Raw genomic sequence first — 20,752 nt, 5'->3', positions numbered from 1 at the left:
GGGGCCCGCGGACCATCCGGTCCGCGGGCCCCTCGCGTGCGTCGCCCGGCCCGATGCCGCGCGCTCGTCGTTCCTGCCTCAGCCCCTCGGCGCGACCAGCGTCACCCGGAACGACTTCGCCGCGCTCACATTGCCCGCCGCGTCCATCGAGCGGTACTCGATCGTGTGCGTCCCGTAGTCCGGCGTCGCGTCGTCCCACGGGACCGCCCGGCTGCTGCCCAGCTTGCCGTAGACGAGATCGTCGACGACCGTGCCGCCGGGCGAGAAGCGGAAGGGCGCGTCGGCGTCGGTGGGCCAGCCGTAGTACGTGTACCAGCCGTCGCCGTCCACCCGGAACTGGCTCACCACGGCGCCCGGTTGATCGTCCTTGGCGGTGAGCCGCATCGTGAACTCCCCGTCGTAGACGTACTCGACCGGGCGGCCCGGCCGGCTCACCGTGCGCAGCGGCTCGGAGAGCTCGTACGACTGCGTCGCCGGACGGGCGTCCACCGTCCACCTCACCTCGGCGTCCGTGCCCGGGATCGCGGCCGTCAGGGTGTGGGTGCCCGGGCCGAGACGCAGAGAACGCAGGTCCAGATCACGGTCGTTGCCCGGGTTGTCGACCGTCCGGCCGTCCAGGCGCCAGCGGACGGGGAACGTGCCACGCGTCGGATGCGTGGTGTCGGCGTGGACGACCGAGCGCGCGCCGACGGGCGACGCCGTCGGCGTGTGGCCGGTGAAGGCCGCCCCCACCTCGGCCTCGGGGGTGGTCAGCGCGCGGTTCACGGTCCAGCCGACCGTGCGCGTCAGGGCGGCCGAGCCGCGGACCGCGGGGTCGCGGACGAACGGGGTCGGGTCGCTGACCGTCGCCGTCAGGGTGTGGTTCCCGGGGGAGAGGCGCGTCCGGCGCAGGTCGATCGCCCGTGCGTCGCCCGAGCCGATCGTCCGGCCGTCCAGCCGCCACACGACGGAGAGTTCACCACCCAGCGGGTGCAGGGTGTCCACCCAGACGGTCCGGTCGGCCCCGATCGGCGCCGTGTTGGGCGTGTGCCGCTGCACCAGGTCCACCTTGGCCGAGATCGCCTGCACCATCACCTCGCGTTCGACCTGGTCGAAGGCGTAGCCGAGGGTCTTCATGATCGAGTGCTTGCTCGGTCGCCAGACGCCCTTGGTGCTGTAGAGACCGCCCTCGAAACGGCCGATGACCCCGCCCGCCTCGCTCGGCTCGCCCAGCCAGCGCCACCACTTGGCGCGCTGCTCGCGCATCTGCTCCTCGGTCAGCAGGGTGTGGTGCGCCGACGACGGCTCGGTTCCGGCGTACGTGCCGCCGGCGACCCCGCGCGCGTAGTAGTCGTACTCGTCCTGGAGCTTTCCGAGGGAGTGGCCGATCTCGTGCGGGGTGATCAGCGAGGAGAGCGCGTTGCCACCGGACGCGGTGGCGTAGCTGCCGCCCGCGCCGCCGTAGGTGTCGCTGTGGGCCAGCGCCACGATCTGCCGGTTGGCGCCGCTCGTGCCAGGGACGAGGTCGGCGAGCGCCGCCGCCCTCGCGCTGTCGACCGTGAGCAGCCGCTGCACGCTGCCGGGGTTGCAGCCGCCCCAGAAGCCCATGTTCAGCGGGGTGTCACGGCGGGGGGCGTCGAGCCCCGGGTCGCAGTCGACGCCCGACTCCGGCGAAGGGACCTCCACCGCCCAGACGTTGATGTACGAGCGGTACGAGGCGAAGGGTTCGATGCTCCACAGCACGTTCAGGTGCTTCTCGACGTCGGCGCGGAACGCCGGCATCTCCTCGGCCGTGTAGCCGTCGCCCATCAGCACCAGATTGAAGCGCTTGTCGGCGGGGCCCGTCGTCTGCACGGGAACGACGGTCGCCGAGCCGACGACGCCGTCGACGCCGTCGGGCGGTTCGGCGGCCGCGGGTCCGGCTATCACCAGACCCGCGGTCAGCAGACAGCCCGCGGTGAGACGGGCCACCGCCCTTCTCAGACGTGTACGACGTATCCCAGGTGAGTCCATGGGGCGCGAGCGTAGGCCGAGCCCCCAGGGGCGTAAAGATGTTCGTCGGACAGTCGTGCCGGTCGGTTCAGCCCCGCAGATACGCCAGTTCCGCATGGCCGGCGGTGTACCCGTCGACCAGCCGTCGGGCCACGGACACCGAGTCGACCAGCGGATGCAGCGCGAACGCCTTCACCGCCGTGGCCCGTGATCCGCTCTCCGCCGCCGCCATCACCTCGCGCTCGACCGCCTTGACCGCCGTCACCAGGCCCACCGCGTGGTACGGCAGCGGCGCCACCGACACCGGATGCGCGCCGGCCGCGTCCACGAAGCACGGGACCTCGATCACCGCGTCCGCGTCCAGCACCGAAAGAGTGGAGCCGTTGCGGACGTTGAGGATCAGCGTGGCCCGCTCGTTGCGCGCGATCGCCCGCATCAGCGCCAGCGCCACCTTCTCGTACCCGCCCGACTCCAGATCCTCCTCGTCGCGCTCGCCGATCCCGGCGGCCTCCCGGTTGGCGGCCATGTACGTCGCCTCCCGATCGGCGAGCGTCCGGTGCCAGGTGGTCAGCGCGGGGGTGTCCGGCTTCGCCATCTCCTCGTAGAAACCGCCCTGTTGGTCACGGAGATAGGCGCCACGGGTCTTCTCGGCCCGCTGGTAGGCGGCGACGGCCTCACGGTTGAAGTAGTAGTAGTGCAGGTACTCGTTGGGGATCGCCCCGAGCGAGCGCAGCCACTCGGGGCCGAAGAGCCGGCCCTCCTCGAAGGAGCCGAGCGCCTGCTCGTCCGCCAGCAGCCGGGGGAGCTCGTCCCGGCCGGCGACCCGCAGGCCGCGCAGCCAGCCGAGGTGGTTGAGGCCGACGTAGTCGATCCACGCCTCGTCCGGACGCGCGCCAAGGACCCGGGCGACCCGGCGGCCGAGTCCGACGGGGGAGTCGCAGATGCCGACGACCCGGTCGCCGAGCACCCGGGACATGGCCTCGGTCACCAGACCGGCCGGGTTGGTGAAGTTGATGACCCAGGCGTCCGGGGCGAGTTCGGCGATCCGCCGCGCGATGCGCACGGCGACCGGCACGGTCCTCAGCCCGTACGCGATCCCGCCCGCGCCCACCGTCTCCTGGCCGAGCACGCCCTCGGCGAGCGCGATCCGCTCGTCCGCCGCCCGGCCCTCCAGACCGCCGACCCGGATCGCGGAGAAGACGAAGTCCGCCCCGCGCAGCGCCGCGTCCAGATCCGTGGTCGCCGTCACCGCGGGGGCGTCCGGCACCCCGGCGCCCTGCTCGGCGAGGACCCGGGCGATCGCGGAGAGCCGCGCCCCGTCGAGGTCGTGCAGGGTCACCTCGGTGACCCGCCCCTCGGCGTGGTCCGCCAGCAGGGCGCCGTACACGAGCGGGACCCGGAATCCGCCGCCTCCGAGAATCGTCAGTTTCATGGTCGTACGCTACTGCGATGCACGTACTGAGCAGCCGGATTCTGCTCCGGCCGACCGATCCCGACCGCACCCGGCGCTTCTACGGAGACACCCTCGGGCTGACGGTGTACCGCGAGTTCGGCACCGGACCCGACAGGGGGACCGTCTACTTCCTGGGCGGCGGCTTCCTGGAGGTCTCCGGGCGCGCCGCGCCGACGGACGTCCCGTCACGGCTGCGGATCTGGCTCCAGGTGGCGGACGTCCGGGCCGTGCACCAGGAGCTCCTGGGGCGGGAGGTCGAGATCACGCGGGAGCCGGTGACCGAGCCCTGGGGCCTGGTCGAGATGTGGGTCGCGGACCCCGACGGCGTCCGGATCGTCGTCGTCGAGGTCCCCGAGGACCATCCGCTGCGCTACCGCCCCTGAGCGGCGCGCCGGGTCACCCCACGTCGAGCGCGTTGCGCAGGCCGAGCCGGTACCGCACCCGGTCGTGCCGCTTGAGCGACTCCAGCTCGGGCGCGCGGAAGAGCGGCCGGACGGTGCAGCGCGTCGCCGTCGAAGCCGTACGGTCGAGCAGCGCGTTCACGGCCTGCCGGGCGGAGGCGTTGGCGCCCTCCATGGTCGCCAGGTCGATGTCGACGGCCACGTAGTCGCCCGCCAGGAAGAGGTTCGGGATCCTCGTCGCGGCCTGCGGGCGGTTGTGGAAGGTGCCGACCGGATGGATGAGGAGCTGGTCGTCGTTGGTCGGGTGCGGGGTGCCCAGACCGTCCACGCCCGGGTCCAGGAACCAGGAGTGCAGCGCCCCGTCCTTCAGCACCGTACGGCCCGTGTCGTTGAACGCGGCCTTCAGCTGCGCCCACACCTCGCGCGCGACCTCCGTCCTGGTGCACTGCTTGGCCGTCTTGCCGTAGAGGATCCCGGGGCGGTCCCACTCCGAGACGTCCACCGAGAGACAGTCGACGACCGATCCGTCGCCGTAGTCGGCGGGGAAGTCCCGAGTCGGCCAGTGGTGTGCCTGCTGGATGCACGTCAGCGACCAGGGGGAGTCGATCAGATTGGCATGGCCGGCGAGGAGCGGGGCCCGCTCGGTCAGATAGAACTGGATGCCCGTCATCCAGTCGGTCTCCAGCAGGTCGCAGCGGGCCAGTTGAGGATCCGCCGCCCGCAGCGCGGCGCCCCAGGTGCGCCGTGCGTGTTCCACCGGCATCGCGGAGACGTAGTGGTCGGCGGTGACCGGGCGGCGGACCCCCTGCGGGTCCTCGATCACGGCCGCGGAGATCCGGCCGGCCGCCGAGTCGTAGGCCAGCTCCCGTACGGTCCAGCCGACCCGGAACTCCACGCCCAGGCCGGTCAGATGGGTCACCCAGGGGTCGATCCACGCCTCGTTCGTGGGCAGGTCGAGGATCCGGTCGAGCGGCCCGTCCGCGCCGCGGCCGAGCGCGTTGAAGGCGAAGGCCTCCAGGAGCGTGGCGACCGTACGGGTACTGGCCTCCTCGGCCTTGGTCGCCACGATGTTGCGGGTGAGCCCGACGGCCAGGATGCGCTGGTAGTCGTAGCTCATCCGCTCGGCCCGCAGGAAGTCCCACCAGGGTGTCGCCTCCCAGGTCCGGTCGCGCCGCTCGTCGCAGCTGGTGAGGAAGACCAGGAAGCGGTTGACGAAGTACGCGGCCTCGTGGAGCGGGATGGAGCGGGCCGTCTCCAGGAGGGCGGTCAGGGCGCGGCGGATCTCGTCGAGGGTGAGTTCGGCGGGCCGGTGGCCGGGCCACGGCAGCGGGATGCGCAGGTCCTCGCGGCCGGTGCGGGCGAAGGCCATCTCGGCGGGGGCGACGAGGTTGTCCCAGACGCCGTTGGCGTTTCCGGGGAAGGGGATGCGCCGCATCGTGTCGGGGAGGTTGTGGTAGATCCCGGGGATGAAGCGGAAGCCGTGCTCGGCGGGGAGCGGTCGGCGGGTGCCGCGCGCGCTGTCCGGCACGTCCATCGAGCGGGCCTTGCCACCGAGCGCCCGGCGCTCGTAGACGGCGACGCGGAAGCCGCGTTCGGCCAGTTCGTGGGCGGCGGTCAGGCCGGCGACCCCGCCGCCGAGGACGGCCACCGAGTGGGGTGCCGCCGTCTCCTGCCCGGCCTGCCCGGCCTCGGCCGCCATCGCCCCGGTCGCCGGCAGGGCTCCGACGGCGACGGCCCCCGTGACGGCGGCTGCGCCCGTCACGAAGACCCGGCGCGAACTCCCCGGGCGGTCTGCGCTCTCGTCCGTACGATCCATGCCCCGACCCCTTTACCGGCGGTAACCATCACGTCCGGCGCAGGAGCATACGGTCGCCTCCCCGCCCCCGGAAGTGTCGTGCGCGCCGCCCCGCGCACATGGCTCGATCCCGCCCCCCAGGGGCACAGGACACAATGGCCCCATGGCCCGACGCACCACGCGCAAGAACCCCCCGTCCCCACGCATCACCGCGGACTCGCCCTGCCCCTGCGGCCTGACCGCCCGCTACGGCGAGTGCTGTGGACGCTTCCACGACGGCTCCGCGGCGGCGCCCACCGCCGAACTGCTCATGCGCTCCCGCTACAGCGCCTTCGTCCTCCGCGACGAGACGTATCTGCTGCGCACCTGGGCCCCGGAGACCCGGCCGGCCGAGGTCGACTTCGATCCCTCGATGCGCTGGACCGGCCTGGAGATCCGGGACACCGGCGACGGCACGGCCTTCCACCGGACCGGAACCGTCACGTTCGTCGCCTCCTACACCCACGGCGGCGCCGCCGGCTCGCTGCACGAGCGCAGCCGCTTCGCCCGCCACGAAGGCGCCTGGGTCTATGTCGACGGGGAGTTCATCGCGTAGTGCCCTCCAGCTCGCGCCGGCCGCCGGGCAGCCCGGTCGCCAGGTCCTCGGCGATGAGCTTCTTCGCGATGGCGTCCGTCGCCGCCCGCAGCTCGGGTCCGCTCGGCCGCCCGCGCTCCCGCTCGACCTGGCCGCTGAGCCAGTCGCCCCAGGCATGGGTGATGATCTCGGCCTCCCGCTGCCCCGACGGGGTGTGCGAGAGGAGGTTGCCGTCCCGGGTCAGGAACCCCTCGTCGACCATGCGGTCGAAGACCGGGAGCAGGACCTCCGGAGGCACCCGCCGGCCCGCCGAGACGAGCCCGAGGCTGGCATGCCCGACGATCCGGGTGTAGAGCTCCACCTGCATGACCGCCCACGCGCCCGCCGTGTCCAGCCGCGTGTCGGACTCGGCGACGATCCGGCGGGCCGTGTCGAAGTCCGTCCTCCGCAGGATCCTGCCGACGGAGAGTTCCAGCAGCTTGGCCGAGTCGCCCGCGGTGGTGGGGGAGCCGAAGCCCTCGCCCATGTCGGGTGCGGAGGCACGGGCCGTGTCGCGGAGCTTCACCTGCTTCAGGAAGAGCGCGACGACGAAGCCGATCGCGGCGACCGGCACCGTCCACAGGAAGACGGTGTGCAGGGTGTCCGCGTACGCCTCCACGATCGGCGCCGCCACGTCGTCCGGCAGTCCGTGGACGCCCGATGGGCTGGTCGCCGCCCGGGCGATCGCGGCCGGGTCCTGACCGGGCCCGGCGATCACGGCCGCCTCGCGGACCCCCTCGGCGAGGTTCGGCTCCAGGGAGTTGGCGTAGATCGTGCCGAAGACGGCGGTGCCGAAGGAGCTGCCCAGCGTACGGAAGAAGGTGACGCCCGAGGTGGCCGTGCCGAGATCGGCGTACTCGACGGTGTTCTGCACGGCGATGGTGAGCACCTGCATGCACAGGCCGATGCCGACGCCGAGCACGAACATGTACAGCGACTCCAGCCAGGCGCTCGTCCCGGTGCCCATCAGGGACAGCAGGAAGAGGCCGATCCCCATCACCAGACAGCCCACGATGGGGAAGATCCGGTAGGTGCCGGTCTTGCTCACCACGTTGCCGCTGTAGACGGAGGCGATCAGCAGGCCGATGACCATCGGCAGCGTACGGATGCCGGAGACGGTGGCCGAGTCCCCGTCCACGTACTGGAGATAGGACGGCAGGAACGTCATCGAGCCGAGCATGGCGAAACCGACGACGAAGCTCAGCACGGAGCAGACGGTGAACACCGGATTGGCGAAGAGCCGCATGGGCAGCATCGGTTCGGCGGCCCGGGTCTCCACCCAGCAGAACAGGCCGAGCGCGATCACTCCGCCGGCGAAGAGACCGATGATGACGCCGGACGTCCAGGCGTATTCGTTGCCGCCCCAGCTGGTCGCCAGGATCAGGGCGCTGGAGCCGGCCGCGACCAGGGCGATGCCCGCGTAGTCGATGACCGGCTTGCTCGCGGAGCGCACGGAGGGGATGGTGCGGGCGGCGGCGATCACGACCAGGATGGCGATCGGGACGTTGATGTAGAACGCCCAGCGCCAGCTCAGATGGTCGGTGAAGAGCCCGCCGAGCAGTGGACCGATGACGGTGGAGACGCCGAAGACCGCGCCGATCGCGCCCTGGTACTTGCCGCGTTCCCGCAGGGGGATCACGTCGGCGATCAGCGCCATGGAGGTGACCATCAGACCGCCGGCGCCGATGCCCTGCAGGCCGCGCCAGATGATCAGGAGGGTCATGTTGGTGGCCAGGCCGCAGAGGAACGAGCCGGTGATGAAGACGATCGCGGAGATCTGGAAGATCACCTTGCGCCCGAACAGATCGCCGAACTTGCCGACGAGGGCGGTGGCGACCGTCTCGGCCAGCAGATAGGCGGTGACCACCCAGGACATGTGCGCGGCGCCACCGAGGTCGGAGACGATGGTCGGCAGGGCCGTGCCGACGATCGTCTGGTCCAACGCGGCCAGCAGCACACCGAGCATGATCGTGCCGAAGACGATGTTGCGGCGGCGGCTGTCGAGCACGGGTGGCCCGGCTGCCGGGGGCGCGGGCGCGGCTTCGCTGGTGGTGGTCACCCTCGCAGCCTCACACCGGGTGGAGCGGCCCGCATGTGGGGGTCGGCCGAACCGGTGCGGTGGCGGGGCGGCGCCCCGAACGGAGCAGCGCGGCGGCCGGAGGTTGGGCGCCGGCGGCGTTGGGCGGTCGCCCGCCGCTGAGCGCGGGCGGGGCTGTCGGACGGAGCGCCGGCGGAGGAGGCGCCCGAGGGGGTGTGCCGTCGATCGGGCCGGGCTCGCCGGGGGGCACCCCCTAGTGGGGGAGCACCGGCAGCAGCGGGTGGTGCTTCGCCAGCACCTTGTTGGCCCGGGCGAGGGTGGACAGGGCGTGCTCGCGGTCCGCGCGGTCCTCGGCGCACAGCGGACCGCGGAACCGGAGTACCTCGCGCGCCGCGCAGTCGGCGTCGACCTCCGCCTGAAGGACGTGCAGCGGCAGACAGGAACCGATCATCGCGGCCACACGGTCGGGGATCGGTACGGGGACGAGGGGTGAAGGCGAGGTGATCACGGTCAGTCCTTGTGGGGGTCCGGTGTCGGGGAGGGGTCTCCCCCTCCATACGTACAGGATGGGCATCCGGGTTCGTCGACGGGGATGTCTCCGTGGAGCAACGGCCCGAAGGCCGCTGGGCCGGGTGTGGGGAGCGGTCGTGCGCGCCGGTGCGGGCGGCCCGGGCGGCGGCGCGGAACGTCGTCGCAGGTGCGGGGCGCGCGGCGCGATCTTCACGGGCGGACCGGCGATCCGAATCGCTCGATTGTCCGTCGAATGCGCAATCGACAATCCCTGCCCGATGGCGGCTGCGTGAAGCGGGAATGTGAAGCATCTCACGCCGGTCGCGGTCGGTCGGCGGGGCTGTCGGGAGTCGAACTGGTTCAAGGGAGAACGTGCGCGGGCGGTTGAAATCTCCCTACGCGCCGGTAAGTTGACCCCCCGGTAGGTCCAGCGAACCCGGTCACTCCCCGCCCTCACGCCGCGAACAGGAGCCCGCCATGGGCGTACGCAAGGATCTGAAGCAGGCCAAGAGGCGCAGCGATCTCCTCGACCGCTTCCCGGTCGAGCTCGTGCGCGAGAACGGAGTCGTGCGGGAGGCGCGTACGCCGCTCCCCGAAGGACCGCCGCCGAGCGGCACCCCCGCGGACATCCCCTTCGTCAACGCCGCCGACGACCCCGGTTCGGTGGTCATACGCCGTCGGCGACAGGGGAGCTGGCACCCCGTCACCGCGGCCGAGTTCGCCGGTGACGTCCAGGCCGCCGCGAAGGGGCTGATCGCCGCGGGGGTGGAGCCCGGCGGCCGGGTCGTGCTGATGGCCCGCACGAGCTACGAGTGGTGCGTGCTCGACTTCGCCATCTGGGCGGCCGGCGGCCAGACCGTCCCCGTCTACCCCACCTCCTCGGCCGAGCAGATCGCCTGGATCCTCCAGGATTCGGGCGCCCGCCACGCCGTCACCGAGACCTCCGAGCACACCGCCGCCCTCCGCGAAGCCGCCGCGACGCTGCCGGGGCAGGTCCGGAGCTGGGAGACCGCATCCGGCGGGATGGAGGAACTCGCCCGTGGGGGAGCGGAGTTGCCGGACGAGGAGGTGGCCGAGCGGCGCGCCGCGCTCACCCCGGACACCGTCGCCACCGTCTGCTACACCTCCGGCACCACCGGCCGCCCCAAGGGCTGCGTCCTCACCCACGGCAACCTCCGCACGGAAGCGGCCGGCACGGTGGAGCTGCTGCACCCGGTCTTCAAGGAGGTCACGGGTCAGGCGGCGTCGACGCTGCTGTTCCTGCCGCTCGCCCACATCCTGGGACGCGCGATCCAGGTCGCCTGCCTCATGGCCCGGATCGAGATCGGCCACTTCCCCAGCATCACGCCGGACGAGCTGCGGCCCGAGCTGCGGCGGTTCCGGCCCACCTTCGTCGTCGGTGTGCCGTACCTCTTCGAGAAGATCCACGACACCGGGCGGGCCACCGCCGAGAAGCTCGGCCGCGGCTCCTCCTTCGACCGCGCCGACTCCATCGCCGTACGCTTCGGCGAGGCGGCGCTGCGCCGGCTCCTGGACGAAGGCCGTCGCCCCGGACTCGGGCTGACGGCGGCCTGGGCCCTGTACGACCTCCTCGTCTACCGCCGGATCCGCAGCGAGCTCGGCGGGAACCTGCGGTACGCCATCAGCGGCGGTTCTCCGCTCGACCGGCGACTCAACCTCTTCTTCTACGCCGCCGGGGTGCTCGTCTACGAGGGGTACGGCCTGACCGAGACGACCGCGGCCGCCACCGTCACCCCGCCCCTGCGGCCCCGGCCCGGCACCGTCGGGCGGCCGGTCCCCGGCATCGCGATCCGCATCGCCGACGACGGCGAGGTGCTGATCAAGGGCGGGATCGTCTTCGCCGCGTACTGGAACAACCCCGACGCCACCGAGGAGGTGCTGCGGGACGGCTGGTTCGCCACCGGCGATCTGGGCGCACTCGACGACGACGGCTATCTCGTCATCACCGGCCGCAAGAAGGACATCCTGATCACCTCGGGCGGCAAGAACGTGTCCCCGGCCGTTCTCGAGGACCGGCTGCGCAGCCGCCCGCCGGTCGGGCAGTGCCTGGTCGTCGGTGACAACCGCCCCTACATCGCGGCGATCGTCACCCTCGACCCCGAGGCGGTGGGGCACTGGCTGGCCGTGCGCAAGCGGCCCGGGGACACCCCGATGGCCGAGCTCTGTGACGATCCGGAGCTGCTCGCCGACGTCCGGAAGGCCGTCGACTACACCAACCAGGCCGTTTCCCGGGCCGAGTCGATCCGCAGGTTCCGCATCGTCCCGGGGGAGTTCACCGAGGAGAACGGGATGCTCACCCCCTCCCTCAAGGTCAAACGGCACGCGGTCGCGACGGCGTACGCGGCGGAGATCGAGGCCCTGTACCGCTGACCCCCGCCACCCCGCGCGGCACTTCTAGGCCAGCACCTCGGAGAGGTCGTAGGAGACCGGCTCCTCCAGCTGCGTGTACCCGCAGGACTCCGGCAGGCGGTCCGGACGCCACCGCTTGAACTGGGCCGTGTGCCGGAACCGGTCGCCCTCCATGTGGTCGTATCCCACCTCGCAGACCCGCTCAGGACGCAGCGCCACCCAGGACAGGTCCTTCTTGCCCGACCAGCGGCTCGGCGCGCCCGGCAGCCGCGCCCCCGCGTGGGCCGCCTCCTCCGCCCAGGCCGCCCACGGGTGCCCGTCGGGCGGGTCCATCCGCAGCGGCTCCAGCTCGGCCACCAGCTCCTCGCGCCGTTGGGCGGTGAAGGCGGCGCAGACGCCGACGTGCTGGAGCGTGCCGCCGTCGTCGTACAGCCCGAGCAGGAGGGAGCCGACGACGGGACCGCTCTTGTGGAAGCGGTACCCGGCCACGACCACATCGGCGGTCCGCTCGTGCTTGATCTTGTACATGAGGCGGGCGTCCGGCCGGTACGGGAGATCGAGCGGCTTGGCGATCACGCCGTCCAGACCCGCGCCCTCGTACTGGTCGAACCAGCGTGCCGCGACCTCCGGATCGGTCGTCGCCGGCGCCAGATGGACCGGGGCGTCGACCCCGCGCAGGGCCTCCTCCAGGGCGGCCCTGCGGTCGGTGAGCGGGGTGTCGAGGAGGGAGTCGTCGCCGAGGGCGAGCAGGTCGAAGGCGATGAACCGGGCCGGGGTCTTCTCGGCCAGCATCCGCACCCGCGAGTCGGCGGGGTGGATGCGCTCGGTGAGCCGGTCGAAGTCGAGCCGCCCGCCGTGCTCGATCACGATCTCGCCGTCGACCACGCAGCGCTGCGGGAGCCGGGGCAGCAGCGCCGCGACCAGTTCGGGGAAGTAGCGGGTCAGCGGCTTGCCCGTCCGGCTGCCGATGACGAGGTCCGGACCGTCGCGGTGCACGATGGCGCGGAAGCCGTCCCATTTGGCCTCGTACTGCATCCCCGGGGGGATCTTCTTGACGGCCTTGGCCAGCATCGGCTTCACGGGCGGCATCACCGGCAGATCCATGGCCCGATTGTCCGGTATGCGGGGAATGTCGGCGAGCTCTACGCTGGCTCGCATGGCGAGCAAGGCGGCAGCGGTGGAACTGGAAGTCGGCGAGCGGACCGTACGCGTGTCCAACCCGGACAAGGTGTACTTCCCCGAACCCGGCTACACCAAGCTCGACATGGTCACCTACTACCTGGCCGTCGGGGACGGCGTCACCCGTGCGCTGCGCGACCGCCCCACGACCCTGGAGCGCTACCCCGACGGAGTGACGGGCGAGTCCTTCTTCCAGAAGCGGGCGCCCAAGTACCTCCCGGAGTGGATCCCCACCGCCCACATCACCTTCCCGAGCGGCCGGTCCGCCGACGAGATGTGCCCGACCGAGCCCGCGGCCGTGCTGTGGGCCGCCAACCTCGGCGCGGTCACCTTCCACCCCTGGCCGGTGCGGCGCGAGGACACCGACCACCCCGACGAGCTGCGTATCGACCTCGACCCGCAGCCGGGCACGGACTACACCGACGCGGTCCGCGCCGCGCACGAGCTGCGCGCCGTCCTCGACGAGCACGGGCTGCGCGGCTGGCCCAAGACCTCGGGCGGCCGCGGTCTGCACGTCTTCGTGCCGATCGAACCGAACTGGACCTTCACCCAGGTCCGTCGCGCGGCGATCGCCTGCGGGCGCGAGCTGGAACGGCGCATGCCGGACCGCGTGACGATCAAGTGGTGGAAGGAGGAGCGGGGCGAGAAGATCTTCGTCGACTACAACCAGACGGCCCGCGACCGCACCATCGCCTCCGCCTACTCCGTACGGCCCCGTCCCCACGCCCCGGTCTCGGCGCCCCTGCGCTGGGACGAGATCGACGACGCGACGCCCCGGGACTTCGACATCAGGACGATGCCGGCCCGCTACGCCGAACTGGGCGACGTCCACGCCGACATGGACGACGAACGCTTCAGCCTGGAGAGCCTCCTGGAACTGGCCCGCCGTGACGAGGCGGACCACGGCCTCGGCGACCTGCCGTACCCGCCCGAGTACCCGAAGATGCCGGGCGAGCCCAAGCGGGTGCAGCCGAGCCGGGCGAAGAAGGAGGACGGCTGACGGGGTGCCGCGCGAGGAGCCCGCCGGCCGCTCGGCGCGCCGCATTGATCGAACGTTGATGGCGCGTTTACGGCCCCGGGGCAACGTGTCGGCCATGCAGACCGACACCACCGCCGTACTGAACTCCCAGGCCCCCGACATGTCCTGGCAGGAGAACGCCCTGTGCGCGCAGGCGGGCCCCGAATTCTTCTTCCCGGCCCCCGGCTCCTCCACCCGTGAGGCGAAACTGCTGTGCGGGGCATGCGAAGGGCGGGTGCAGTGCCTGGAGTACGCACTGGACCACGACGAGCGGTTCGGGGTGTGGGGCGGACTCTCGGAGAAGGAGCGGGTCCGGCTCAAGCGCCGGGGGTGACGGTCCGTCATCGCCCGCGGGTGAGCGGATAACGGGATGCCGATCCCGGATCACGCTCACTACGATCAAGGACCCATGGACCAGGAACTCGCCGCCTTCGAGCGCACCATCGCCAGGCTGCGCAGCCTGCCCCTCGGCGACCCCGACCGGATACGCGGCGAGATACTCGCCGCCACCTTCGTGCGCGGGAGCCGCAACCAGCGGCGCCGGGCCCGCCGCGCCACCGAGGCAGCCGCCGACGCCGCGCTGACGGCCCGCACGGCGACCGGGGCTCTCGACCGGCGCGAGGACGCTCCGCTGGCGGTCGCGGGCGGCGAGTCGCCCGGAGAGTTCGTCAGAAACCGCTACTGCTACGTCTGCAAGTCGCCCTATCGACAGGCGGACGCCTTCTACCACCGGCTCTGTCCGGCCTGCGCCGCGGACAACACCGCCCGCCGGGCCCTCACCACCGACCTCACCGGGCGCCGGGTCCTGCTCACCGGCGGCCGCGTCAAGATCGGCTTCCAGCTGGCGCTGATGATGCTCCGCGACGGGGCCGAGCTCCTGGTCACCAGCCGTTTCCCGCACGACACCCTGCGCCGCTTCCGCGCCGCCGAGGGCAGCGAGACGTGGTTGCGGCGACTCACCGTCGTCGCCATCGACCTGCGCGACCCCCGTCAGGTCCTCGGCCTCTGCGAGCGACTGCACGCGGAGGGCCGACCGCTGGACATACTCGTCAACAACGCCGCCCAGACGATCCGCAGGCCCCCGGAGTCGTACGCGCTGCTCGCGGCGGGCGAGCGCGCCGCGCTGCCCGAGGGCGTCATCCCCGCGCCGGGGTACGAGACCGCCGAGACCGTGCCGGTCCTCGCGGCGCTGGAGCGCGACCGGCTCGTCCGGCCGGACGAGCAGCCCGACGAGGCGGGGCTGCTCCCCGACCCCTCGGCGCGGAACTCCTGGTCCGTACGGCTCGGCGAGCTCGACGCCGCCGAGCTCCTGGAGGCCCAGCTGGTCAACGCCGTCGCGCCGACCCTGCTCTGCGACCGGCTGCTGCCGCTGCTGCTCGCCTCCCCGCGGCCGCGCCGCTACATCGTGAACGTGTCGGCGGTGGAGGGACGCTTCGCCGTGCGGAACAAGACGGGCGGCCATCCCCACACGAACATGGCGAAGGCCGCCCTCAACATGCTCACGCGCACCAGCGCCGGCGAGCTGGCGGAGCAGGGCGTGCACATGTGCAGCGTGGACACCGGCTGGATCACGGACGAGAACCCGGCGCCCCGCAAGGCCAGGGTCGCGGCGGCCGGCATCCGGACGCCGCTCGACGTCGTCGACGGCGCGGCCCGGATCTACGACCCGATCGTGCGCGGTGAGGCGGGGGAGCCCGTCACGGGCGCCTTCCTCAAGGACTACCGGGAAGCCGCCTGGTGAGAGGGCGGCCCGTCCGTGCCGGGTGAGCGGCCCCGCCCACCCGGACTCCCGACCGGTCAGCCGGCCTTGCGGGCCTCCATCCGCGCCTTGCGGGCGGCGAGCTTCTCGTCGAACTTGAGGGCCTCGCTGTCCAGGCCGTTCATGTACAGCCCGAGCTCCTCCTGGGCCTTCAGGCCCTCCGGGCCCAGGCCGTCGATCTGGAGGACCTTGAGGAAGCGGAGGACCGGCTGGAGGACGTCGTCGTGGTGGATGCGCATGTTGTAGATCTCGCCGATCGCCATCTGCGCCGCCGCCCGCTCGAAGCCGGGCATGCCGTGTCCGGGCATCCGGAAGTTCACGACGACGTCCCGCACGGCCTGCATGGTCAGGTCGGGGGCGATCTCGAAGGCCGCACCCAGCAGGTTGCGGTAGAAGACCATGTGCAGGTTCTCGTCGGTGGCGATGCGGGCCAGCATCCGGTCGCAGACGGGGTCGCCCGACTGGTGGCCGGTGTTCCGGTGCGAGATGCGGGTGGCGAGCTCCTGGAAGGCGACGTACGCGACCGAGTGCAGCATCGAGTGCCGGTTGTCGGACTCGAAGCCCTCGCTCATGTGCGCCATCCGGAACTGCTCCAGCTTGTCCGGGTCGACCGCGCGCGAGGCCAGCAGGTAGTCGCGCATCACGATGCCGTGGCGGCCCTCCTCGGCGGTCCAGCGGTGCACCCAGGTGCCCCAGGCGCCGTCGCGACCGAAGAGGCTGGCGATCTCGTGGTGGTAGCTGGGAAGGTTGTCCTCGGTCAGCAGGTTCACCACGAGAGCGATCTTGCCGATCTCGGTGACCTTGGACTGGGACGGCTCCCACGCCTCGCCGTCCTCGAAGAAGCCCGGGAAGTTCCGGCCGTCGGACCAGGGCACGTACTCGTGCGGCATCCAGTCCTTGGTGACCTTGAGGTGCCGGTTGAGCTCCTTCTCCACCACCTCTTCCAGCGCGTAGAGCAGCCGCGCGTCGGTCCACCCTGCCGAGCTGCCGAGGTGGGGAGAGGTGAGCGTCACTGGAACTCCTGGGGACGGAGAAGGGCATACGGAACTACCTACGGATTCGTAGGTTACGAGACCGTAGGTTAAGGCTCCGTAAGGCGTCGACCAAGCCCGTCTCGGCGATGTCCGGTTACGTTCCGTTATGTACGCTGCTGAGGGGCGCCGACGGAGAGGCAGGTCACGCGCATGGCGTGCCCGGCCTCTCCGCGATCGTGGCTACTCAGCGCAGACGGGCGGTCCCGCTAGCCCGGCACCCCCTCCCGTACCGCCTCCGGCGTCGTCGGCCGCAGCTCGCCGTCGAGCAGCAGCCAGCGGGTGATCCCCAGCGACTCCAGGAACGGCACGTCGTGGCTCGCCACGATCAGCGCCCCCTCGTACGCCTCCAGCGCCGCCGTCAGCTTCCGGACGGAGGCGATGTCCAGGTTGTTGGTCGGCTCGTCCAGCATCAGCAGCTGCGGGGCGGGCTCGGCGAGCAGCAGCGCCGCCAGGGTCGCCCGGAACCGCTCCCCGCCCGACAGCGTCCCGGCCGCCTGGTCCGCCCGGCCGCCGCGGAAGAGGAAGCGCGCGAGCCGCGCCCGGATCGCGTTCGCCGTCGCCGAGGGGGCGAACCGGGCGACGTTCTCGACCAGGCTGAGCTCCTCGTCGAGAACGTCGAGGCGCTGCGGCAGGAAGCGCAGCGGCACGTGCGTCTCCACCTCGCCCGACAGCGGCTCCAGCTCACCGGCGATCGTCCGCAGCAGCGTCGACTTGCCGGCCCCGTTCCGGCCCACGAGCGCGATCCGCTCCGGTCCGCGCAGATCGAACTCGCCGCCCACGCGGGCTCCGTAGCGCAGCTCCACCTCGCGCAGCGTCAGCACGCCCCGGCCCGGATGGACCGTGGTGCGCGGCAGCTCGATGCGGATCTCGTCGTCGTCCCGCACCGCCTCCACCGCCGCGTCCAGCCGCTCCCTCGCCTCGGCGAGCCGCTCGGAGTGCAGGGCGCGGTGCTTGCCCGCCGACACCTGGGCCTCGCTCTTGCGGTTGTTGGCCACGATCTTCGGGACCACCTTGTTCGCGGCGCTCTTCTGGGCGTACCGCTTGCGTCGGGCCAACTTCTGGTGCGCGTCGGAGAGTTCGCGCTTCTGGCGCTGGACGTCGGCCTCGGCGACCCGCACCATCCGTTCGGCCGCCTCCTGTTCGGCGGCGAGCGCCTCCTCGTACGCCGAGTAGGCCCCGCCGTACCAGGCGACCTCACCGTCCCGCAGGTCGGCGATCTGGTCGACCCGCTCCAGGAGTTCACGGTCGTGGCTGACCACGACGAGCACCCCCGACCAGGCGTCGACCGCCTCGTAGAGCCGGTGACGGGCGTACAGGTCGAGGTTGTTGGTCGGCTCGTCGAGCAGCAGGATGTCGGGCCGGGCGAGCAGCAGCGCGGCGAGCCGCAACAGGACGGACTCGCCACCGGAGACCTCGCCGATGGTCCGGTCGAGCCCGACATGGCCGAGACCGAGCTGGTCGAGCGTGGCGCGGGCCCGCTCCTCCACGTCCCAGTCGTCGCCGACGGCCGTGAAGTTCTCCTCGGAGGGATCACCGGCCTCGATGGCGTGCAGCGCGGCGCGGGCGGTGGCGATCCCCAGTGCCTCGTCGACCCGGAGCGTGGTGTCGAGGGAGATGTTCTGCGGGAGGTAGCCGACCTCGCCGACCGTGCGGACCGTGCCGTCGGTGGGCGTCAGCTCGCCCGCGAGGAGCCTCAGGAGCGTGGACTTGCCCGATCCGTTGAGGCCGATCAGGCCCGTTCTGCCGGGTCCGACCGCGAGCCGGAAGTCGTCGAGGACCTCGGTCCCGTCGGGCCAGGAGAAGGAGAGAGAGGAGCAGGTGAGGAACGTGGGATGGGTCGCCATGGGGGCCTCCCGGTTGCAAGAGCGTGGGCTGGGGCAACGGGTGAGACACCGGGGGCGCGGGCAGGCACAAGAGCTCGTACGCCGAGGTCGAAGACGGCACACGCGGCGGCAGGGGGCACGCGCGGCACGGTGTCTCGAAACCTCAGACGAGCAACGGCCTTCTCCGATCGGGCGACAACAGGGCCAGGTCAGGACGGTACGCCGGGCGCCGGAGGGGAGGCAATCGATTTAACGGGCGGTGCCCGGGGGAACGGGGACGGGCGCCCTCAGGCGTAGTCGTCGAGCAGCTCGGCCAGGTCCTGGTCCCAGTCCAGGTAGTGGTGTTCGCGGCCCGTGGGCACCAGGTGCTGCGACCGCTTGAGGAACTGCCGCAGTTCGGCCGTGCGGATGTGCACCACGGCGACGCCCTCGGGCGCGTGGAACTCGACGACGGTGCGGTCGTAGCCGTACGGGCGGACCCGGACGTCGCCCAGCCCGGCCGGGCCGTCCACCCCCTCCGCCAACAGCTCGCGCGAGAACGCCCACGACACCTCGACGCCCTCCAGCGTGGCGGGCGGCGGGAACGCCATGCTCACCGCGTACGGATCCGCGCGGTCGTACCGCAGTGTGGCGGGGACGGTTTCCATCCGGGGAGCGGATGCGACCAGACGGGCCTGAACGGCCTGCTCGATGACGGTGGACAAGGCCAGCTCCTGTCGCGCGGCTTCGGTTCCTGACGTCTCCCTGACACCAGGAAAGACGAACGATCGGGCCCGAACGTGCACTGGTGGTGGACGTGAGCTGTGTCACCGTCGTTCACCTGGGGGTTTCACCGCGACTCGGCGGGGCGGTCCACCGGGTCGTCCGTCGGCGGCGCCGCACACGATCCCGAGCGGTCGCAGTACGGCTGGTTCCCGGACGCCCCGCAGCCGCAGAGCATGACGCGCGTCTCGTGCCGTACGCCCAGCTCGCCCTCGACCGAGAGATCGCCGCGGACCACGAGCTGCCCGGCCGGATTCCGGCGCACGGTGGTGGGGGTGTCCGGCGGCTCGGCGGAGCCGTCGGCGGGGTGGTACTGGAGCGCGCCCGAGGGGCAGCGGCGGACGACCTCGGCGACCAGCGCGGCATCGGCGCCGTCGGGCCGGACCCAGGGACGCCTCCCCACGTCGAAGACCGCCGGCAGACCGCGCACGCACTCGGCGGCATGCAGACAGCGGCGCGGTTCGAAGGTGACGGTGATGCCTTCGCCCGCGTACTCCTTGAGCTTCGGCTGCTCGTCGGTCATGCCGTCCAGCCTAGGAAGTGGGGAGGGGCGACGCACTCTGGACGGGATCAGCGGGGTGGACTAGCTTCCGGCGCCATGACGTCCATGGGGAAGACGAGACGAGTGTTATCGGTGGGCCTGTGCGGTGCGGTGCTGGCCCTGGCGGCCTCGGCGCTGCCGACGGGAGCGGCGCAGGGCGCGTCGCACCGGGTGTCCTGGCAGCTCACCGAGACCGGAACGGACGCCCGCTTCCGCGGGCTCGCCGCGGTCGACCGGAGGACGGCCTGGGCCGCGGGCTCCCAGGGGACGGTGCTGCGGACCACGGACGGCGGCCGGAGCTGGCGGAACGTCTCGCCGCCCGGCGCGGCGGAACTGGAGCTGCGCGACGTGGAGGCCTTCGACGCCCGGCGCGCGGTGGTCCTCGCCATCGGCGAGGGCGAGGCGTCGCGGGTGCTGCGCACCGACGACGGCGGGGCGACCTGGACCGAGTCCTTCCGCAACACCGATCCGCGGGCGTTCTACGACTGCATGACCTTCTTCGACCACCGGCACGGTCTGGCCATGAGCGATCCGGTCGACGGGAGGTTCCGGATCCTGTCCACCCGGGACGGCGGCCGTACCTGGGCGGTGCTGCCGAACACCGGGATGCCGGCCGCGCTGCCCGGCGAGGCGGGGTTCGCGGCGAGCGGTCAGTGCCTGGTCTCCTCGGGACCGAAGGACGTCTGGCTGGCGACCGGCGGCGGGGCCACGGCACGCGTGCTGCACTCCCGGGACAGGGGGCTGACCTGGACCGCCGCGGAATCCACGATTCCGGCGGGCGATCCCGCCCGCGGCGTGTTCGGGCTGGCGTTCCGGGACCCTACGCACGGGATCGCCGTGGGCGGCGACTACCGCAAGGACCAGCCGTCCCCGCGGGCGGCCGCGGTCACCTCGGACGGAGGGCGCGGCTGGCGCGCCGCCTCCGCCCCGCCGCCCGCGTACCGCTCGGGCGTCGCCTGGCTCCCGCACAGCCGGACGGCCGCGCTCGCCGTCGGCCCCACGGGCACGGACCTGACGACCGACGGCGGACGCACCTGGCGGACCGTCGACTCCGGCTCGTACGACACCGTCGACTGCACGGGGGACGGGGCGTGCTGGGCCTCCGGCGAGCAGGGCAGGATCGCCCGCCTCGGCCGGGGCGCGCCCACGCCCTAGGAAGGAAGCTGCTCCCGGTACGGGGCGAGCTCCTCGGCCGTCTTGGTCGCGTAGAACTCGGTGATCCGGTACGCGCAGACACCTGCGGCGCTGAAGGGGTCGGCCGCGGCGATCTTCTCGATCGCCTGGCGGTCGACCCCGGCCGCCAGGATCACGCCGCCGTCGCGCGGGTTCTTCCGACCCGAGGCGATGAAGACGCCGGCGGCGTACTGCGCGTCGAGCCACGCGACGTGGGCGTCGAGCAGCGTGTCGACCAGCTCGACGGGAGCGGTGTAGGTCAATTCCAGTACGAACATGATCGGCAGGCTACCGGGGAGCGGGGACCCGGCG

At 72.2% G+C, this 20,752-nt stretch carries 18 protein-coding genes; 7 read left to right on the top strand and 11 right to left on the bottom strand.

What is annotated here, in order from left to right; translation table 11 throughout:
- Nucleotides 1–78 precede the first annotated feature (78 nt).
- A complete protein-coding gene (locus AB0D99_RS02115; protein ID WP_362355826.1) occupies nucleotides 79–1,950 on the bottom strand; it encodes a M64 family metallopeptidase in 1,872 nt (623 codons plus the stop codon).
- A gap of 109 nt (nucleotides 1,951–2,059) precedes the next feature.
- Nucleotides 2,060–3,403 (bottom strand): 6-phospho-beta-glucosidase, encoded by a 1,344-nt coding sequence (locus AB0D99_RS02110; protein WP_362355824.1) that lies wholly within the window; start codon nucleotides 3,401–3,403, stop codon nucleotides 2,060–2,062.
- Nucleotides 3,404–3,420: 17 nt separating this feature from the next.
- On the opposite strand from AB0D99_RS02110, the gene AB0D99_RS02105 reads away from it, so the two are divergent.
- Nucleotides 3,421–3,807: a VOC family protein gene (locus AB0D99_RS02105; RefSeq protein WP_362355822.1), complete on the top strand. Its 387-nt coding sequence runs from the start codon at nucleotides 3,421–3,423 to the stop codon at nucleotides 3,805–3,807.
- Nucleotides 3,808–3,820: 13 nt separating this feature from the next.
- Here AB0D99_RS02105 and AB0D99_RS02100 read toward each other — a convergent pair whose 3' ends face one another.
- The gene (locus AB0D99_RS02100) at nucleotides 3,821–5,641 is read right to left on the bottom strand and encodes an FAD-dependent oxidoreductase (protein ID WP_362355820.1); all 1,821 of its coding nucleotides are present in this window, start codon (nucleotides 5,639–5,641) and stop codon (nucleotides 3,821–3,823) included.
- 142 nt (nucleotides 5,642–5,783) lie between these two features.
- Between AB0D99_RS02100 and AB0D99_RS02095 the strand changes: the two genes are divergently transcribed.
- The gene (locus AB0D99_RS02095) at nucleotides 5,784–6,215 is read left to right on the top strand and encodes a YchJ family metal-binding protein (protein WP_362355818.1); all 432 of its coding nucleotides are present in this window, start codon (nucleotides 5,784–5,786) and stop codon (nucleotides 6,213–6,215) included.
- Here AB0D99_RS02095 and AB0D99_RS02090 read toward each other — a convergent pair.
- Together AB0D99_RS02090 and AB0D99_RS02085 are read right to left on the bottom strand one after the other, a co-directional pair.
- Nucleotides 6,205–8,292 (bottom strand): MDR family MFS transporter, encoded by a 2,088-nt coding sequence (locus AB0D99_RS02090; RefSeq protein WP_362355816.1) that lies wholly within the window; start codon nucleotides 8,290–8,292, stop codon nucleotides 6,205–6,207. The genes AB0D99_RS02095 and AB0D99_RS02090 overlap by 11 nt on opposite strands.
- Before the next feature lie 232 nt (nucleotides 8,293–8,524).
- Nucleotides 8,525–8,776, bottom strand: coding sequence for a hypothetical protein (locus AB0D99_RS02085; protein WP_362356049.1), 252 nt, complete (start codon nucleotides 8,774–8,776; stop codon nucleotides 8,525–8,527).
- A gap of 482 nt (nucleotides 8,777–9,258) precedes the next feature.
- On the opposite strand from AB0D99_RS02085, the gene AB0D99_RS02080 reads away from it, so the two are divergent.
- Nucleotides 9,259–11,172: a long-chain fatty acid--CoA ligase gene (locus AB0D99_RS02080; protein WP_362355814.1), complete on the top strand. Its 1,914-nt coding sequence runs from the start codon at nucleotides 9,259–9,261 to the stop codon at nucleotides 11,170–11,172.
- Between the two features lie 24 nt (nucleotides 11,173–11,196).
- Here AB0D99_RS02080 and AB0D99_RS02075 read toward each other — a convergent pair whose 3' ends face one another.
- Nucleotides 11,197–12,255, bottom strand: a complete 1,059-nt coding sequence (locus AB0D99_RS02075) for an ATP-dependent DNA ligase (protein WP_362355812.1) — start codon at nucleotides 12,253–12,255, stop codon at nucleotides 11,197–11,199.
- Nucleotides 12,256–12,307: 52 nt separating this feature from the next.
- Here AB0D99_RS02075 and ligD point away from each other — a divergent pair, with 52 nt between their 5' ends.
- The 3 genes from ligD to AB0D99_RS02060 all read left to right on the top strand — a co-directional run bounded on the left by ligD (nucleotide 12,308) and on the right by AB0D99_RS02060 (nucleotide 15,089).
- Entirely contained in the window at nucleotides 12,308–13,330 is a 1,023-nt protein-coding gene (ligD, locus tag AB0D99_RS02070; RefSeq protein WP_362355810.1) for a non-homologous end-joining DNA ligase, read from the top strand.
- 94 nt (nucleotides 13,331–13,424) lie between these two features.
- The gene (locus AB0D99_RS02065) at nucleotides 13,425–13,682 is read left to right on the top strand and encodes a WhiB family transcriptional regulator (protein WP_362355808.1); all 258 of its coding nucleotides are present in this window, start codon (nucleotides 13,425–13,427) and stop codon (nucleotides 13,680–13,682) included.
- 75 nt (nucleotides 13,683–13,757) lie between these two features.
- A complete protein-coding gene (locus AB0D99_RS02060; RefSeq protein ID WP_362355806.1) occupies nucleotides 13,758–15,089 on the top strand; it encodes an SDR family oxidoreductase in 1,332 nt (443 codons plus the stop codon).
- 56 nt (nucleotides 15,090–15,145) lie between these two features.
- On the opposite strand, the gene AB0D99_RS02055 is transcribed toward AB0D99_RS02060, so the two are convergent.
- From AB0D99_RS02055 to AB0D99_RS02040, 4 genes are all read right to left on the bottom strand, one after another.
- Nucleotides 15,146–16,120, bottom strand: coding sequence for an acyl-ACP desaturase (locus AB0D99_RS02055; protein ID WP_362355804.1), 975 nt, complete (start codon nucleotides 16,118–16,120; stop codon nucleotides 15,146–15,148).
- A 227-nt stretch (nucleotides 16,121–16,347) separates the two neighbouring features.
- On the bottom strand, nucleotides 16,348–17,985 hold the full coding sequence (locus tag AB0D99_RS02050; RefSeq protein ID WP_362355802.1) for an ABC-F family ATP-binding cassette domain-containing protein: 1,638 nt from the start codon (nucleotides 17,983–17,985) through the stop codon (nucleotides 16,348–16,350).
- A 266-nt stretch (nucleotides 17,986–18,251) separates the two neighbouring features.
- Nucleotides 18,252–18,668, bottom strand: coding sequence for an SsgA family sporulation/cell division regulator (locus AB0D99_RS02045; RefSeq protein WP_362355800.1), 417 nt, complete (start codon nucleotides 18,666–18,668; stop codon nucleotides 18,252–18,254).
- A 125-nt stretch (nucleotides 18,669–18,793) separates the two neighbouring features.
- Nucleotides 18,794–19,249, bottom strand: coding sequence for a (4Fe-4S)-binding protein (locus AB0D99_RS02040; RefSeq protein WP_362355798.1), 456 nt, complete (start codon nucleotides 19,247–19,249; stop codon nucleotides 18,794–18,796).
- A 75-nt stretch (nucleotides 19,250–19,324) separates the two neighbouring features.
- Here AB0D99_RS02040 and AB0D99_RS02035 point away from each other — a divergent pair, with 75 nt between their 5' ends.
- A complete protein-coding gene (locus tag AB0D99_RS02035; protein ID WP_362355796.1) occupies nucleotides 19,325–20,422 on the top strand; it encodes an oxidoreductase in 1,098 nt (365 codons plus the stop codon).
- Here AB0D99_RS02035 and AB0D99_RS02030 read toward each other — a convergent pair.
- Complete coding sequence (locus AB0D99_RS02030; protein ID WP_362355794.1) at nucleotides 20,419–20,718, bottom strand: YciI family protein; 300 nt, start codon at nucleotides 20,716–20,718, stop codon at nucleotides 20,419–20,421. The genes AB0D99_RS02035 and AB0D99_RS02030 overlap by 4 nt on opposite strands.
- Nucleotides 20,719–20,752: the final 34 nt, after the last annotated feature.

This window comes from Streptomyces sp. NPDC047971 (genome assembly GCF_040653355.1).
Taxonomy (GTDB): domain Bacteria; phylum Actinomycetota; class Actinomycetes; order Streptomycetales; family Streptomycetaceae; genus Streptomyces.
The sequence above is the reverse complement of the archived record's forward strand: the minus strand, read 5'-3'. Positions and strand labels throughout refer to the sequence as shown.

Bases quoted from the DNA above. Each gene is read 5' to 3' on its own strand.
- AB0D99_RS02080 (WP_362355814.1), top strand. From the start codon at position 9,259: ATGGGCGTACGCAAGGATCTGAAGCAGGCCAAGAGGCGCAGCGATCTC.
- AB0D99_RS02105 (WP_362355822.1), top strand. From the start codon at position 3,421: ATGCACGTACTGAGCAGCCGGATTCTGCTCCGGCCGACCGATCCCGAC.
- AB0D99_RS02095 (WP_362355818.1), top strand. From the start codon at position 5,784: ATGGCCCGACGCACCACGCGCAAGAACCCCCCGTCCCCACGCATCACC.
- AB0D99_RS02075 (WP_362355812.1), bottom strand. From the start codon at position 12,255: ATGGATCTGCCGGTGATGCCGCCCGTGAAGCCGATGCTGGCCAAGGCC.
- AB0D99_RS02040 (WP_362355798.1), bottom strand. From the start codon at position 19,249: ATGACCGACGAGCAGCCGAAGCTCAAGGAGTACGCGGGCGAAGGCATC.
- AB0D99_RS02110 (WP_362355824.1), bottom strand. From the start codon at position 3,403: ATGAAACTGACGATTCTCGGAGGCGGCGGATTCCGGGTCCCGCTCGTG.
- AB0D99_RS02035 (WP_362355796.1), top strand. From the start codon at position 19,325: ATGACGTCCATGGGGAAGACGAGACGAGTGTTATCGGTGGGCCTGTGC.
- ligD (WP_362355810.1), top strand. From the start codon at position 12,308: ATGGCGAGCAAGGCGGCAGCGGTGGAACTGGAAGTCGGCGAGCGGACC.
- AB0D99_RS02100 (WP_362355820.1), bottom strand. From the start codon at position 5,641: ATGGATCGTACGGACGAGAGCGCAGACCGCCCGGGGAGTTCGCGCCGG.
- AB0D99_RS02030 (WP_362355794.1), bottom strand. From the start codon at position 20,718: ATGTTCGTACTGGAATTGACCTACACCGCTCCCGTCGAGCTGGTCGAC.
- AB0D99_RS02060 (WP_362355806.1), top strand. From the start codon at position 13,758: ATGGACCAGGAACTCGCCGCCTTCGAGCGCACCATCGCCAGGCTGCGC.
- AB0D99_RS02050 (WP_362355802.1), bottom strand. From the start codon at position 17,985: ATGGCGACCCATCCCACGTTCCTCACCTGCTCCTCTCTCTCCTTCTCC.
- AB0D99_RS02065 (WP_362355808.1), top strand. From the start codon at position 13,425: ATGCAGACCGACACCACCGCCGTACTGAACTCCCAGGCCCCCGACATG.